Origin of the sequence: uncultured Treponema sp. (genome assembly GCF_934725225.1) — a bacterium.
In the GTDB taxonomy this organism is placed as follows: domain Bacteria; phylum Spirochaetota; class Spirochaetia; order Treponematales; family Treponemataceae; genus Treponema_D.
In genome coordinates, this window is record NZ_CAKVAM010000002.1 from 66321 (window position 1) to 81739 (window position 15419).

The 15419-nt window shown below is 38.2% G+C and carries 14 protein-coding genes and 1 tRNA gene; 14 read left to right on the forward strand and 1 reads right to left on the reverse strand.

Features of this window, described 5'->3' with window-relative positions:
* Window positions 1-9 precede the first annotated feature (9 nt).
* From bamA to Q0H92_RS03205, 10 genes are all read left to right on the forward strand, one after another.
* Window positions 10-2487, forward strand: a complete 2478-nt coding sequence (gene bamA, locus Q0H92_RS03160; RefSeq protein ID WP_296011854.1) for an outer membrane protein assembly factor BamA — start codon at window positions 10-12, stop codon at window positions 2485-2487.
* Between the two features lie 38 nt (window positions 2488-2525).
* Window positions 2526-3059, forward strand: coding sequence for an OmpH family outer membrane protein (locus tag Q0H92_RS03165; protein ID WP_296011855.1), 534 nt, complete (start codon window positions 2526-2528; stop codon window positions 3057-3059).
* A gap of 67 nt (window positions 3060-3126) precedes the next feature.
* Complete coding sequence (mutS, locus tag Q0H92_RS03170; RefSeq protein WP_296011858.1) at window positions 3127-5718, forward strand: DNA mismatch repair protein MutS; 2592 nt, start codon at window positions 3127-3129, stop codon at window positions 5716-5718.
* 52 nt (window positions 5719-5770) lie between these two features.
* Window positions 5771-6532, forward strand: coding sequence for a hypothetical protein (locus Q0H92_RS03175; RefSeq protein WP_296011861.1), 762 nt, complete (start codon window positions 5771-5773; stop codon window positions 6530-6532).
* A gap of 69 nt (window positions 6533-6601) precedes the next feature.
* Window positions 6602-7093: a chemotaxis protein CheW gene (locus Q0H92_RS03180; RefSeq protein ID WP_288506683.1), complete on the forward strand. Its 492-nt coding sequence runs from the start codon at window positions 6602-6604 to the stop codon at window positions 7091-7093.
* Window positions 7094-7205: 112 nt separating this feature from the next.
* Entirely contained in the window at window positions 7206-8282 is a 1077-nt protein-coding gene (locus tag Q0H92_RS03185) for a DegT/DnrJ/EryC1/StrS family aminotransferase (RefSeq protein WP_296011862.1), read from the forward strand.
* Complete coding sequence (locus Q0H92_RS03190; protein ID WP_296011865.1) at window positions 8279-9133, forward strand: NAD(+)/NADH kinase; 855 nt, start codon at window positions 8279-8281, stop codon at window positions 9131-9133. The genes Q0H92_RS03185 and Q0H92_RS03190 overlap by 4 nt, the downstream gene beginning before the upstream one ends.
* A complete protein-coding gene (recN, locus tag Q0H92_RS03195) occupies window positions 9126-10823 on the forward strand; it encodes a DNA repair protein RecN (protein WP_296011868.1) in 1698 nt (565 codons plus the stop codon). Before Q0H92_RS03190 ends, recN begins: the two co-directional genes overlap by 8 nt.
* A complete protein-coding gene (locus tag Q0H92_RS03200) occupies window positions 10823-11623 on the forward strand; it encodes a hypothetical protein (RefSeq protein WP_296011870.1) in 801 nt (266 codons plus the stop codon). Before recN ends, Q0H92_RS03200 begins: the two co-directional genes overlap by 1 nt.
* On the forward strand, window positions 11623-12840 hold the full coding sequence (locus Q0H92_RS03205) for an HD domain-containing protein (RefSeq protein WP_296011872.1): 1218 nt from the start codon (window positions 11623-11625) through the stop codon (window positions 12838-12840). The genes Q0H92_RS03200 and Q0H92_RS03205 overlap by 1 nt, the downstream gene beginning before the upstream one ends.
* 88 nt (window positions 12841-12928) lie before the next feature.
* On the opposite strand, the gene Q0H92_RS03210 is transcribed toward Q0H92_RS03205, so the two are convergent.
* Complete coding sequence (locus Q0H92_RS03210) at window positions 12929-13222, reverse strand: hypothetical protein (RefSeq protein ID WP_013701999.1); 294 nt, start codon at window positions 13220-13222, stop codon at window positions 12929-12931.
* A gap of 167 nt (window positions 13223-13389) precedes the next feature.
* Between Q0H92_RS03210 and ispE the strand changes: the two genes are divergently transcribed.
* The 4 genes from ispE (at window position 13390) to Q0H92_RS03230 (ending at window position 15339) form a co-directional block, all read left to right on the forward strand.
* Window positions 13390-14277, forward strand: a complete 888-nt coding sequence (ispE, locus tag Q0H92_RS03215) for a 4-(cytidine 5'-diphospho)-2-C-methyl-D-erythritol kinase (protein ID WP_296011874.1) — start codon at window positions 13390-13392, stop codon at window positions 14275-14277.
* 96 nt (window positions 14278-14373) lie between these two features.
* Window positions 14374-14652 carry a septation regulator SpoVG gene (spoVG, locus tag Q0H92_RS03220; protein WP_013701997.1) on the forward strand — a complete coding sequence of 93 codons (279 nt, stop codon included), beginning with the start codon at window positions 14374-14376 and terminating at the stop codon, window positions 14650-14652.
* A 21-nt stretch (window positions 14653-14673) separates the two neighbouring features.
* Window positions 14674-14746: transfer RNA gene (locus Q0H92_RS03225), tRNA-Gln, on the forward strand.
* Between the two features lie 38 nt (window positions 14747-14784).
* On the forward strand, window positions 14785-15339 hold the full coding sequence (locus Q0H92_RS03230; protein WP_296011877.1) for a 50S ribosomal protein L25: 555 nt from the start codon (window positions 14785-14787) through the stop codon (window positions 15337-15339).
* The last annotated feature ends 80 nt before the right edge of the window (window positions 15340-15419 follow it).

The window sequence follows — 15419 nt, forward strand, 5'->3', positions numbered from 1 at the left end:
TTTTATTTTATGCGCGTTAAGAACACTTTTTTTGTGTTTGCTGTTTTTTGTGTTGCGGCTATTTTTTCTGCTGCTCCTGTTTTTTCTCAGACAGATTCGGAAGATTGGTTTTACGGAAAGCCTATAAAAAATATAGTTTTTGACAATTTGAAAAATGTAAAGCAAAGCGACTTGGACGGCGTTACAAGCAGTTTTATAAGCAAGCCGTTTTCTGATGATTTAATCAGCGAGCTTTATGACAGAGTTTTTTCCCTTGAATATTTTGACGATGTTGAAATCAAAGCTGCAAAAAATACCGACAACGGCAAAACCGTAAATCTTATATTGAGTGTTGTTGAGCGTCCTGTCGTTATAAAATTAAATTTTGATGGAAACAGATATATTCATGATGCTGATTTAAAGTCAAAAATTTCCTTAAAGGCAAAAGACATTTTTGTAGAAAGCAAAGTTCTTGAAGACGAAAGAGCCATCAGGAATTATTATATTGAAAAAGGCTATACAAAAATTTCTGTAGAATCTTCTTTTGAAATGCGCGATGACGGAGCTTATGTTACTTTTAAAATCAAGGAAGGCCGTCAGACTGTTGTAAAAAGCATTGGCTTTGCCGGAAATCAAGTTGTTTCCTCAAAAACTCTTAAAGGAAAAATTTCATTAAAGGAAGCCGGACTTTTTAAGAAAGGGTCATTTCAGGAATCGTCTTTGTCTGCGGATTCAAGGGCGATTGTTGCTTATTATCAGAACCGCGGATATGCAGATGCGAAAGTTGTAAATATTGATCAAAAAACTTCATACAATGAACAAAAGAACCGCGAGGAAATTGAAATAACTTTTGAGATTCAGGAAGGAATTCAGTACAACTTCGGCGGAATTACTTTTGACGGAAACCATGTTTTTACAACTGAAGAACTTGAAAATCTCGTTACCCTGAAAACTGGCGCGGTTTACAACGAAACAAAATTTCAAGAAACAAGAATGAATATTCAGAACTTGTATTATGAAAATGGCTACACTTCAAACAGATTTGCAACTGACATAAACAAAGATGCGGAATCCAAAGTTATTTCATATACAATCAGAATTCAGGAAAATCCGCGGAGCCACATTGAAAATATCATTATAAAAGGAAATGAAAAAACAAAGGATTTTGTTATCCGCCGTGAAATTCCAATTGAAGAAGGCGATATTTTTTCAAATGCAAAAATTTCAAACGGAATGAGAAACCTTTACAATCTTCAGTATTTTTCTGCGGTTTCCCCGGAAGTTCTTCAAGGCTCAGAAGAAAATCTTGTTGATATTGTTTTCACTGTGGAAGAGCAGAGCACGACTTCGCTTGACTTTGGATTTACATTCAGCGGAGTTTCAGACCCTGGAGAAATTCCGATTGCGCTTACTGCAAGAATTCAGGATTCAAATATTTTTGGCGAAGGAAAACTTGCTTCTGTTGGAACAACGCTTTCCACAAACGAGCAGTCAGTTTCTTTGAGCTACGGTCAGAGCTGGCTTTTCAACAAACCTATAAGCACAAATGTTTCGCTTAGCTATTCTCATTCAAACAATTATGCTTTAAGAGACAAAATTCTTCCGAGCGGCGATATTGACAATGATTACTATTATATGCAGTATGAGCAGAATCAGTTTAGCCTTGGACTTTCTTTAGGACATCGCTGGACTCCGAACTTTGCAATTCTTACACTTTCTGGCGGCGTTACGAGCAGCCTTATTAACAATCTTTACGATGATTCGCTTTGGATTCCTTATGATACTTCAATAAGCCAGTATTCGGATAACTGGGAACCGCGCAATTCTATCTGGACTTCATTTTCTATGGACGGAAGAAATATTTCCTGGGATCCTTCAAGCGGATGGTTTGCAAGCCAGCGTCTTTCTTGGTACGGACTTATGCACGAAGGATTTTTGCCTTTTGCGCCTGACTGGGGAGAAACTGAATTCTATTTGCGCACAGACACAAAAGCTGAAAAATATTTTACTCTTGTAAATAAACCGATAACAGACAGCTGGGCATTGAAGCTTGTTCTTATGGGATATTCTGGGCTTTCGTTCCAGTTCTCGGCTTTGGATTCAACAATAAAAAAGAACAACCAGCTTTATATAGACGGAATGTTCAATGGACGCGGCTGGACAATTTACAATTCAGACAAAGGCCGCGGAAAAGCTTTGTGGTGCAACTCGCTTGAACTTAGAATGCCTGTGATTCCGGGAATTTTCTCGCTTGACCTTTGGGGCGATGCAGTTGCAATTACAGATGAGCCTTATCAGTTCTTTAATTTAAAAGAAGAAGACTGGTACTTTAGTTTTGGTCCGAGCTTTAGATTTTCTATTCAGCAGTTTCCTTTGCGCCTTTTGTTTGCAAACACATTTAAAATCAAAGATGGTTCTCCTGTGTTCACGGATCAGGACGGAGACGGAGATTACAATTGGAGAAAGAACTGGAATTTTGTTCTTTCATTCAGCATGACAAACCGCTAGTTTTTTACGCTTGAAATTTAAAATTAATTGGAGTTTTTATGAAAGTTTTTTTTACAAAAAAAATTGCTGTTTTTGCTTTGCTTGGAATTTTTTCAGCGGCATTTTCGTTCGCGCAGCAGATTACAAAATTCGCTGTTGTAGATACTTCAAAAGTGTATCAGGCATATTTTAGAAATTCAGCTCCTGTAAGAAATTACGAAAATAAAAAAGAAGAATTTAAAAGAGAAATCGACCGGCTTGTTGCAGAGCTTCAGCGTTTGAATGATCAGAAAATAGAATTTGAGCGCAAAGGCAATGACACGGAAGCTATGAAAATTGAAGCGCAGATTACAAAGAAATCAGATTTTATAAATGAATATACAAATGCAAAAAACACTGAGCTTGAGTCCTTAAAAAAATCGCTTCAGGAAAACAACAGCTTCTACAAAAAACTTTATGACACACTTGCGCGCGTTGCGGAAACTGGCGGCTACAGTATGATTTTAAATCTTCAGGAATCAAACGCAATTTTGTGGTACAGTTCTTCTGTTGATATTACAGATCAAGTTATTTCGCAGCTTGGACTTATGTGATTTTATAAAAATGGAAACCTGCCTTTGAATTTTCATTCAGGCAATGGTCTGAAATTTGGAGCAAAAAATGGCAGAAGAAACCCCGGTTATCACTCAGTATCTTGGAATAAAAAAACAGCACCCGAATGATGTTTTGTTTTTCAGGCTAGGGGATTTTTATGAAATGTTTAATGAAGATGCTGTTGAAGTTTCGCGGCTTTTAAATCTTACATTGACGCATAAAGGCGACAATCCCATGTGCGGCATTCCGTATCATTCTGCAAAAGGTTATATCGCACGGCTTCTTCGGATGGGAAAAAAAGTTGCGGTTGCAGAGCAGGTTGGCGAAGTTGCAAAACGCGGACTTACAGAGCGCAAGGTTGTTGAAGTTGTAACGCCGGGAACTGCCGTTGAAAGCGAATATCTTGACGGCGGCTCAAATAATTTTCTTGCTTCCATTTTTATTTCCGGCGGATTTGCAGGACTTGCTTACATTGATGTAACGACTGGAGAATTTCGGGCTACGAAATTTCCCGAATCTAAATTTGCAGAAAATGTTTCCAAAGAGCTTGGAAGGTGCAGCCCAAAAGAAATAATTCTTCCAGAAAGTTTAAAAAGCAACAAAGAAATTCAAACTATTCTTGAAACAATTTCGGTTGCGTCTGTTTCCTGGTATCCGGACTGGCACTTCAATGCTGAAAAAAATTATGAGCATCTTGTAAAACAATTTAAAGTTGCGAATTTAAATTCATTTTCACTTACAAAAGAAAGTCCAGAAGTTCCTCCAGCGGGATTTCTTCTTGATTATATAGAAAAAACTACGAATGCGCCTGTTTCGCATATTTCAGGAATTTCAGTTTATCAGGATTCGCAGTTTGTGATAATTGATGATTCTTCGCGCCGAAATCTTGAAATCACTTTTAATTTGCGCGACGGAACTTCTAGCTATACTTTGCTCGAATCTGTGAGCAATACAAAAACTGCAATGGGAAGCCGCCTTTTGCGCTCCTGGCTTTCTTTTCCGCTTACAAATGAAAACGAAATAAATTCAAGACAGAACCACGTTGAGCTTTTTGTAAAAGACAGAAATTTGCTTCATTGTGTGCGTGAAAATCTTGACGGAATTCTTGACGTTGAGCGGCTGGCTGGAAGAATTGCGATGGACAGGGCTCATGCAAAAGATTTGCAGGCTTTAAAAGCAAGTCTAAAATTTTGGCTTAAGTCGCAGGCGATTTTGGAACGCTACGATTTTTCTATGCCTGAAAAAGATTCCGCGCAAAAAATTATTGACTTAATAGAAAATTCAATTGCGGAAGATCCTGCAACAGTTTTTACGGAAGGACGGATTATAAAAGACGGCTGGTCGGAAGAACTTGATTACTGGAAAAAAGTGCGAAATGATTTTAACGGAATTCTTGAAGAATACATTGAATCAGAAAAAGAAAAAACTGGAATTCAAAATTTAAAAATAAAAAGCACTGGCAACCTTGGATATTTTATAGAAGTTACAAAAGGCAAGCTTGACAAAATTCCGCCGCATTTTATTATGCGCAGAACGCTTTTAAATGCCGAACGTTATACAACTGAAAAACTTCAGGAGCTTGAAAATTCGTTAAACGAATCCGGCGCAAAAATTCTTGAGCTTGAACACAATCTTTTTATTGAAGTTAGAAATGAATTGAAAAAATATATTCCGTATCTTCAGCAGGCTGCAAAAAAAATCGCTTACGTGGATGTTGTCTGTTCTTTCGCGGAATCGGCAATTCTTTATAATTGGAACCGTCCGCACATTTTGTCAGACAGCTTGGAATTTTCTGTAAAAAACGGAAGGCATCCTGTTGTTGAGCGTCATCTTCCTGCCGGTGAATTTGTTCCGAATGATGTTTCTCTTTGCGGCTCTGAGCCTGAAAATTCCGCGTCGTTTGCTTTGATTACAGGTCCGAACATGGCGGGAAAAAGCACATTTTTGCGTCAGAATGCTCTGATTGCGCTTCTTGCCCAGACTGGAAGTTTTGTTCCGGCTGATGAAGCGAAGATAGGAATTGTTGACAGAATCTTTTGCCGTGTTGGAGCCAGCGATAATCTTGCGCGCGGAGAATCAACTTTTCTTGTTGAAATGACGGAAACTGCAAGAATACTTCGTTCCGCAACAAAAAATTCTCTTGTTATAATGGACGAAGTTGGTCGGGGAACTAGCACGGAAGATGGGCTTTCAATTGCCTGGGCTGTAAGCGAATATCTTTTAAATACATTGAAGTGCAAGACTTTTTTTGCAACGCATTATCATGAGCTTACAAGGCTTGAGCATAAGTCTTTGAAGCGGCTTTGCATGGCTGTTGCGGAAAACGGCAGCGATATTGTTTTCCTTAGAAAAGTTGTTGAAGGCTCAAGTGAAAACAGCTACGGAATTCATGTTGCCCGGCTTGCAGGAATTCCAAAATCCGTCATTGAGCGCGCAGGAAAAATCTTGGAAAAAATTCAAGGCGATGCGTCCGTTATAATTCCCGAAACTGAAACAGAAGAAGTTTCAAAAACAAAAGTTGAAATTTTTTCAGGCTCGTTGTTTTCCGAAGAAGAGCTTGTTCTTGACGAAATTCTTTCTTGCGACATTGACAACATGACTCCAATGGCGGCGTTGCAAAATATTTTACGATGGAAAAAAAGTCTGGCTGAAAAATAAATTTTTTTTGCGAAAACTGCATTTTTTTTATTTTCCGGGTAATCATATATTGATGACTTTTAGAAAATTTACAATTTATGATTTTAAGCGTTTTGCGATGCTTGCTTTGAATTTCATGTTTGGAAATGGAAAATGCTGCGTCTGCGGAAATTCCACTTTCAATGGAAAAATTTGCATTTCGTGTTCGAAAAAACTTTATGATGAAGCGGAAAATTCTCATTGCGAAAAATGCCGTATCTGCGGAAAATCTTTAATCAGCGAAGATGAAATCTGCATGTCTTGCCGTGAAGAGCGCATTCTGAAAAATTCAGACAAAGTTGTTCCTGTTTTTCCATACAGGCTTTGGGCAAAAACTCTTTTGTTCGAATGGAAAATGCAGAACCAAAGAAGCCTTTCGCTTTTCTTTGCTGAAATTTGCAATTCAGTGATTAAAAAAAGAATTTCAGAAAATATTTTCATTGTTCCTGTTCCGCCTCGTCCTGGAAAAATAAAATCAAGAGGCTGGGATCAAATTGAAGAGCTTTCTGAAATTTTAAAAGTAAAATTTGGCTATAAAGTTTTAAAGTTTTTGGAGCGCACGGAAAAAATTCAGCAGAAAAAACTGGACAGAAAAAAACGCTTGTCTTCAAAAGGAAAAATTTATACAGAATCAAAACTTTTAAAGCGTCTTTGCTCTGAAAATTCTTTGCCAGAACAAGTGCTTTTGATTGACGATGTTTTGACAACAGGCGTTACTGTCGAAAGTTGCTGTGAGATTTTGAAAAATGCCGGAATTTCAAAAGTAGACGTTTTGTCTTTATTTGTGGTAGACTAGAATTGTTTTATGAATTAAAATAATAGAAGCATTAGCTTTAAAATCTTTATGGATTCATGGGAGAAATCTATGGCAGATGAAGATACATTGTTGCAGCTTGTAACTTTTCAGCTTGGAGATGAGCTTTATGGTGTGGACATTATGGATGTCAAGGAAATCGTTAAGATTCAAAATGTGCGTCCTATTCCGAATGCTCCTTTTTATGTTGAAGGTATTATAAATTTGCGCGGAGAAGTCATTCCCATAATAAATCTGCATAAAAGATTTTATATCAAGAAAATGGCGAAGGCTTCAGATGACGAAATCGGCGAGGATGAAGGCGGATTTATTATTCTTGATATTGAAGGAAATAAAATCGGAATTATTATAGATAGAATTGCGCGTGTTGTTCCTGTTCAAGGTGATGAAATCAAGCCGCCGCCACAGATGCTCAGCGGAATTGGCACTGAATATATTCACGGTGTAGTTCGTCAGGAAAATAATTATCTTATTATTCTTGATACACGCAGATTGTTCAGCGCAAAGGAACTTCAGAAAATTCTTGAGCCGGAAGCTGTCTGATTTCTGTTCATGCTTGTTTTCTCAGAACATCTTCTCTTTTGTCCGTTTGTTATATTTTTATGCGGAAATGGAATTATTGTTTCTGTGAATATTTTGTTTTAAGGAATTTAAAATGATTCATACTTATAGTTCTACAATCCGCCGCAAAGAAATGGAAGCTGTTCTTACTTGCATGGTTGATGAAAAAATCGGACCTGGCGAAATGAACACAAGGCTTGTTCAGACTGCAAAAGAACTGATTGGATTTGACGGCGCAGTTGCTTTGAGAAGTCCGGCGATTGCATTGGAATACATTTTTAAAGCCTTGGATTTGCCAAAAGAAAGCGGAATTATTGTAAGCGCGCTTGCTCCGTCTTATCAGCTGCTTACTGCGGAAAAATTAGGATATAAAGTTCTTCCTGCTGACGTTTGCGAAGAAACCGGACTTGTAACAATTGAATCTGTTGAAAAGTGCATAAAAAATGGCGGTCGGCTTTTGATTTTAAATGAAACAATGGGAATCCTTCCTGAAATCAAATCATTTTTGGAACTTGGAATTCCTATCGTTGAAGATATTTCGCAATCGGTTTTTGCAACTTATCCTGCTGAAGAACAAACTGAAAAAAAAGAAGGCGAAGAACAAAAAGCCGCTGTAGGAAAAAAAGCCGGAATGTATGGTCTTTACGCTATTCTTGGAATGGAAGACCGGGACATTGTAACTTCTGGCGGTGGCGCGTTGCTTATAGCTCCAAATCGCCGTGAGTGGACAGTTTTAAAGCACATTACGGACGAAGCTCCTTCTACAGATATTTTGCCTGACATGAATGCGGCTTTGGCGCTTGTTGAGTTAAAAGAATTTTCACGGAATGAAAAAACGAGACGCGAGCTGTTTGCTTTGTTTTCAAGGGCTGTGATGTCTGGCCGGCATAAAACTTTTGTGCGTGCGGCGGAAGATGGCTCTACAATTTATTCATTTCCTTTAGTTTTAAATTCTGGATTTAAAGATGTGAAATCTTATGCGCAGAAAAAAAATATTGAAATTCGCCAGGCTTTTGAAAATTCTGTAATTGCTCTCAGGCAGGAAGAACTTTCTTCTGAATGCATCTGTGCGAATTCACTTTTGTTGCGCTGCGCATTGTTTCCGTTGTATCCTCGGCTGGGTCAAAAAGATGCGGCTCAGATTGTAAAGGTTTTATCTTCTTTGCCATGAAAAAATGTCTTATCATAGCTAATTCTTTTAAAGAAAATGCCGGACTTTTGGGAAATGAAATTTCAGCATTTTTGAAAAAAGAAAACATTGAAAATTCGCTTTTTTTATACGACGGAAAAGAAGTCCGCTCAAAAATTCTTGACATTGATTTTTCAGGCTATGATTTTGTTGTAACTTTGGGAGGCGACGGAACTGTTTTGTTTGCCTGCCGTGGATGCGCGCCTTTGGGAATTCCTGTTTTTCCGATAAATTTGGGAGAGTTTGGTTTTATTGCCGCAGTTCCAAAAGACAATTGGAAAAAAGAACTGGAACTTTTCTTAAAGGAAAAATGCTACATAAGCAGCCGCTCTCTCGTTCAATGTGAAGTTTTGAGAAATGGAAAAACCGTTTTCAGATGCTGCGGAATGAATGACTGCGTTATTTCAAGCTGTCCGTCTTCTCATCTTGTAAATTTAAATGTGGCTTACAATCACGCTCTTTTAGGGCCTTTTAAAACGAACGGAATAATTGTTTCAACTCCGACTGGTTCCACAGCTTATTCTGCTGCGGCTGGCGGACCGATTGTTGAGCCGGAACTTTCAGCCTTGGTCTTGACGCCGGTGAGCTCTTTCAGTTTGTCTGCGAGACCTTTGGTTTTTGGAGAAAAAGGCGAAATTGTAATAACTTTGATGAGCAGCCGTTCAGATGCTTCTTTGGCTTGCGATGGTCAGATTGATTTTGAGTTGAAAGAAGGCGATGTTTTGATTTTGAAAATACCAGAATTTCGGGCGAAGCTTATTTGTTCTACGCAGGAAAAATTTTTTTCAGCATTGCAGAGCAAACTAAACTGGTCAGGAGGTCCACGTGCTTGAAGAACTCGATATAAAAAATTTCGCTCTTATTGAAAGCGCGCACATCGAATTTGAAAAAGGCTTTACTGTTTTAAGCGGTGAAACTGGAGCCGGAAAATCAATCCTGATTGGAAGCCTTGCCTTTTTGCTCGGCGGAAAATCTGGCACAGAACAAATTCGCGCTGGCTGCCATGAAGCCCAAGTTTCCGGCGTATTTTTTCTTGAAAACAAAGAGACTTTTGTTTGGCTTGACGAGCACGGAATTGAATCCGAGGAAAACCGTATAATAATCCGGCGAGTTGTCCGTGACAATGGAAAATCTTCAGCTTGGATTGGCGGAACTCCTGTAACAAGAGCAGTCCTTTCTGAATTTTCCGCGTTTCTTGTTGACATTCACGGGCAACATGAGCAGCAGTCGCTTATGAAAGTTGCCGAGCACCGCCGTTATCTTGATATTTACGCTGGAATTGTCGGCGAAGTTTCGTCATTTACTTCAATTTATAATCAGCTTGTTGAAAAAAGAAAAATTCTTGAAAACTTAAACAGCAACGAATCTGAGAGAAATGCAAAAATCGATATGCTGAATTTTGCGGTTTCTGAAATTTCCGATGCGAAGTTAAAAGCTGGAGAAGACGAGGAGCTTGAATCCGAAGAAAACAGATTGTCGTCATTTGAAAAACTTTACGCTGATATTGAAGAAATAAATTCTGCTTTTGAAGGCGAAGGTGAAAACGGAATTATTTTCCTGCTGAAAAAAATCTGCGGAACTGCATCAAAAGCTTTGGATTCTGATAAATCCCTTGAATCTTTGGAAAGTCGGCTTCAGTCTGCGTTTTATGAAATTGACGACATTGCAGGCGAGTTTAGAAGATATGCAAGTTCACTCGTTTTTGATCCGGAGCGGCTTGAGCAAGTTCAGGAGCGACTTGAACTTATTTTTAGGCTGAAACAAAAATACACAGGACGAAATTCTTCTGTCGCAGACCTTCTTTCTTATGCGGAAAATGCTTCTAGGCAGCTTGAAGAGCTTGGCGGTTCAGCTTTGGATAAATCGGCTTTGGAAAAAGAAATTTCAGAGCTTGAAAAAAAAGTTTACGTTCTTGCAAAATCGCTTAGTGAAAAAAGAAAATCCGCTGCGGAAAAAATGTCGCTCGATGTTGAAAAAATTCTTTGCAGCCTTGGAATGAAAGACACAAAATTCCGCGTTGGACTTACTGAAAAAGAAGGAAATGCGGTTGAGCAAAAGTGCGGTCCTTACGGAATGGACAATATCGAATTTTTAATCAGCGCGAATCCCGGTTCTCCTTTGAATCCGCTTGCAAAAATTGCATCTGGCGGAGAACTTAGCCGTGTAATGCTTGCATTGAAGACAATTCTTTCAGATGGAGATTTGGCGGGAACTCTTGTTTTTGATGAAATTGATACTGGAATTGGCGGAGAAGTTGCGGTTTCAGTTGGAAGCCACATGAAGCTTCTTGCAGAAAAAAAGCAAATTCTTTGCATAACACATCTTGCGAGCATTGCCGTTTATGCCGATAATCAAATTAAGATTCAAAAAGGCGTGGAAGGAAATACAACTGCCTCGAATATTTTTGAAGTTTCCGGTGAGGAGCGTATAAAAGAAATTGCTAGAATGCTGTCTGGAGATTCAGATTCTTCCCAGTCGCTTGAACACGCAGCTGCCATGCTGCAAAAATTCGGAGGAAGGTAATGGCTATATCAGATGAGTTGCGAAAAGAATTTAATGAAAGAGTCCGCCCTATAAAAGAAAAAATCAACGATTGCCTAAAAAAAGAAAAGGATGAGTCATTTGCTCTTAGAAGTGCGAAAGATGGAATTGAAGAAAAGAAAATTTTTCTTTGCGAGGAAATGATTTACACGGCGACTTTGCAAATGAGCATAAACAGCATATCGCTTGAAATGCTTGAAACAAAAAACAACGACACTCTTAACGACGCCAGAAAATCAATTTACAAATCTATAATTTATCTTGAAGAACTTGTTACAAACATTGTTGACTGTCCGTTTTCTGATTTGGAAAGCCATTTAGCATCCGTTGCTTTTGTTCCAGTCGGAAGAAAACTTGACATTGTAAAAAAAATCGGGCTTGCGATTGATCTTCTTGTTGATGCTTTCGGCGAAAATTCGAAATGGAAAGAATCCTTTGTTGAAATGCGTGGCCGTCATGCTGTTGTCGCAAAAAATTTTATAGACATGAAGCAGGCTTGCAAAGATTATTTTGACCACAATTCTCCAGTTTACGAAACAACTGTAACTTATGTCAGGCTTTTGCGCAGCCTCTTGGACAAATCCGCGATGGAATACCGGGACCGTTACGAACTTGCTTCCCGGCGGCTTGACGATATGCGGATGGCGATAAATCTTCTTATTGCGAACAGAAGAATTGCAATGGCACTCGGCGACAACACAGAATCCGAAAATATAAGAAAAAAAGCGCTTGTCTGGAAAACAAAAATGGAAGCCGATGTAAAGGCCGGAAGTTCAAAATAATGAAAAAAGAATTTACGCTGAAAATTTTCGAAGCATTTTCTATTGAACGCTGGAATGATTTGGTTCGTCCTTTTGAAATAATCGAAATGGACAAGCACGCAGAAAAAACTGTCGTTGCGTACATAATTGCAAAATATGAAGAAAATCTAGGCGCAAAAATTGACTGGAATTGGCTGATTTACGCAAGCCTTTTTGATTTGCTCAGAAAAATTCAGCTTTGCGACATAAAAAGCCCTGTTCAGACTCTTATAAAAAATGAATATCCTGAAGAATACGCCCGCCTTAACGACTGGGTTTTGGAGCGTTACAAAGATTTAATTGACGATAAGGAACTTTATAAAAAATTCGAATTTTATTTGAAGGATTTAAGCAGTTTTTCCGCTGAAAAAAAAGAGCTTCCTCTTACTGTGAAAATTTTCCGGGCGGCGCATAAATATTCAACTTTACGTGAGCTTGAAATGATTTCTCCAGTGAACGAAACTGAGCGTCTGGATTCAATTCGTAAAGAACTCAATGCCGACTTGCAAAAATATCTTGATTTGCGCGGACTTCAGCTTTTGATTACAAAACAGAAGCCGTTTGAATTTTTAATGCGGATTGAGCAGCTTCGTTTTCAGACAAGATGGAATCAGACTCCGAGAGTTCCGCGGACTTCAGTTCTTGGACATTGCTTTTTTGTTGCGATTTTGACTTTGCTTTTGTGCCGGGATTCTGGCGTGAAAATGTGCGCAAAACGTCTTTACAACAACTTTTTTTCCGGACTTTTTCATGATTTGCCGGAAAGCGTTACGCGCGATATAATTTCGCCTGTGAAAAGAGCGACCGACGGACTTCCTGCGATTGTAAAAGACATTGAAGATAAAATTGTTTCAAAAGAACTTGTTCCGTTTATGGAAAAATTTTATTGCGATGAAATACTTTATTTTACTAGCGATGAATTTATGAACAGGTGCGTTTTTGACGGATGCGTTCTTCCTGTAAGTTTTGAGGAGTTGAATTCCGCATTCAATGAAGACAAATACAATCCTGTGGACGGCCGCTTGGTTCGTGTTGCCGACCATTATTCTGCGTTGCTTGAAGCCGGACTTTCAATTCGCTACGGAATAACGAGTCAGCAGCTTACAGATGGAAAGGCAAATCTTTTGAAAGTTTATGATGACGGAAAAATTATCAATGGAATTGATGCGAAAAAACTATTTCACGAATTTATAGACTGAAAAAATATTTTGGTGTTGAAATAAAAAATTTTTTGTGCAAAAAAAGCATTGGCAAGACAATTGAAATCCAACCAATGCTTTTATAAATTTAACCTTTCATGTCAGCAGGATCTGAATCCTCTTCTATTTCTTCTTCATCATTGTAAAATCCATCGTCAAATCCGTGGATTCTGTTGTCGTATCCGTCTTCCGGCTCTTGATCGTCATAAGGCTCGTCGTAATTGTCAGATTCTTCTAGGAAATCATCCTCAAAATCATCTTCATATTCATCGTCTTCGAAATCGTCGTCAAAATTGTCATCAGACATTTCTTCTGAAAAATCATCGTCTTCATAAGAAAACCCAGTCATTGATGAAAATTCAACATCGTCGTCATTGAGCATTGCTATATCCCTTTTTGTAATTTAGTTTGCCGCTGACAAAGCCTCATGTAAAGAGTAAAATACTGTTTTGTTTTTGTCAATTGAATTTTATTTTTTTACAAAGAAACATACATAATTCGATTCTTCTTATTGACAAGAAATAAAATAAAACACTATAATATTTGTGTATGTCTGACAGTATAACTGTTTTAGCACCTGCGAAAATAAATCTTGGACTTGAAATTTTTCCAAAGCGTGCTGACGGTTATCACGAGTTGCATAGCATTTTTACAACAGTCGGTTTGTTTGATGAAATTTGCGTTTCTAAAACCGATGAAAAAAATACTTGCATAGTTGAGTCTTTTGGAATGGAGCTTCCAGAGCAAAACACAATAACTGCGGCGTACAAAGCTTTCTGCGTGCTGACTGGCATAGATTCGGGAGTTCATGTTTCAATTAAGAAAAGAATTCCTGCTGGCGGTGGATTGGGGGGCGGCTCAAGTGATGCTTCTTCTTTTATTCAATCCGTAAACAATCTATTTAAAGCTGGTCTTGGCACTGATTCTCTTTCTGCAATTGCAGGAAAAGTTGGAAGCGATGTTTTTTTCTTTACTTATGCACTTTCGGCGCAGGACGGAAAACGGTTCAGCAAGTTTGAGCCTTTTGCAGCTGTGGTTGAAGGTCGTGGAGAAAAAGTAAGGCAGATACAGCATAGAAATGATTTTTCTGTGCTTTTGATTTTTCCAAATGTCGGTGTTTCTACAAAAGATGCTTATGCTCTTGTGGATGAAACTCTTGATTTGGAAAACAGGCGGAATAAAATTTCACTTGAAGAAATTTACAATCAGCCTGTAAAAAACTGGAGCTTTAAAAATGACTTTACAGTTCCAGTTTCAAAAAAATACGCAGGAATTGCTGAAACTTTAGCTAAACTCAAGTCTTGCGGCGCGGATTTTGCTGACATGAGCGGCTCTGGTTCAACTGTGTTCGGCATTTTTGAAAAAAAAGAAACGGCTTTAAAAGCGAAAGTTCTTCTTGAAAAAGAATTCAATCTTGCGCTTTGTTTAGGCGGCTGATATAATAAAATGCAAGCTTTGCAGCTTGATGAAAGAAAATCAAAGGTGTTTTGCCTGCGGTTTTATAGATTTTTATTATAAAGAGGGAAGATTGTTATGCAGATTACAGATGTTCGGATCCGCAAAGTTGAAGGCGAAGGAAAGCTAAAGGCTTATGTTACTGTTACATTTGACGACTGCTTTGTTGTTCACAATGTAAAGATTATTGAAGGATCTTCTGGACTTTTTATTGCAATGCCAAGCCGTAAGACTGCAAATGGTGAGTACAAGGATGTTGCTCATCCAATCAGCCCGGACTTTCGCAATGCGATTCAGTCCAAAATTCTTGAAGAATATAATGCGGGGCATATAGAAACTGGTTCTTCTGAAGAATAAGTTTTTAGTCCACATATATTTTGGGACGTCGTCAAGTGGTAAGACAATGGCTTTTGGTGCCATCATTCCGCTGGTTCGAGTCCAGCCGTCCCAGTTTTATACATATTTTAAAATTTGTAAGGAGTTCTAAAAATGGAACAGTTTGTTATTAATGCAACTACACGCACGGAATCAGGAAAGAAATATGCAAAAAAACTTCGTGCGCAGGGAAAAATGCCGGCAGTTGCATACAATGAAAAAGGTGAATCATTTATGCTTGAAATTGATGCCAATGAATTTTCAAAAGCATGGAGATCAATTACAAAGACTACACTTGTCGTTTTGAAAATTGACGGTGTTGAAAACAAAGCATTTATAAAAGATACAGAATACGATATTAAGACTGACAAGTCTCTTCATGCTGACTTCCATATTGTAAGCGGTCAGAAGAAATTTGCTTTTGTTTACAAGATTCGTTATTCTGGAACAGCTGCTGGAGTTCTTAAAGGCGGATTCATGGTTAAGCACGTTCCTGAAATCAAAATAAAGGCTCTTCCACAGGATTTGCCTGAATTTATTTCAGCTGACGTTTCTAAGCTTGATATTGGACAGAAATTTACAATTGCTGATTTTAATCTTGGCGATAAAATTGAAGTTCTTTCTGATCCTGCAGCTCTTGTTGTTTCTATTGCACCTCCAAAAAAATAATCAGTTTTTAAAAATCGCATTATGAGATTTTTTTATTTCTGAATAGAATCCCTCTGTATTTTGCAGGGGGATTTTTTGTT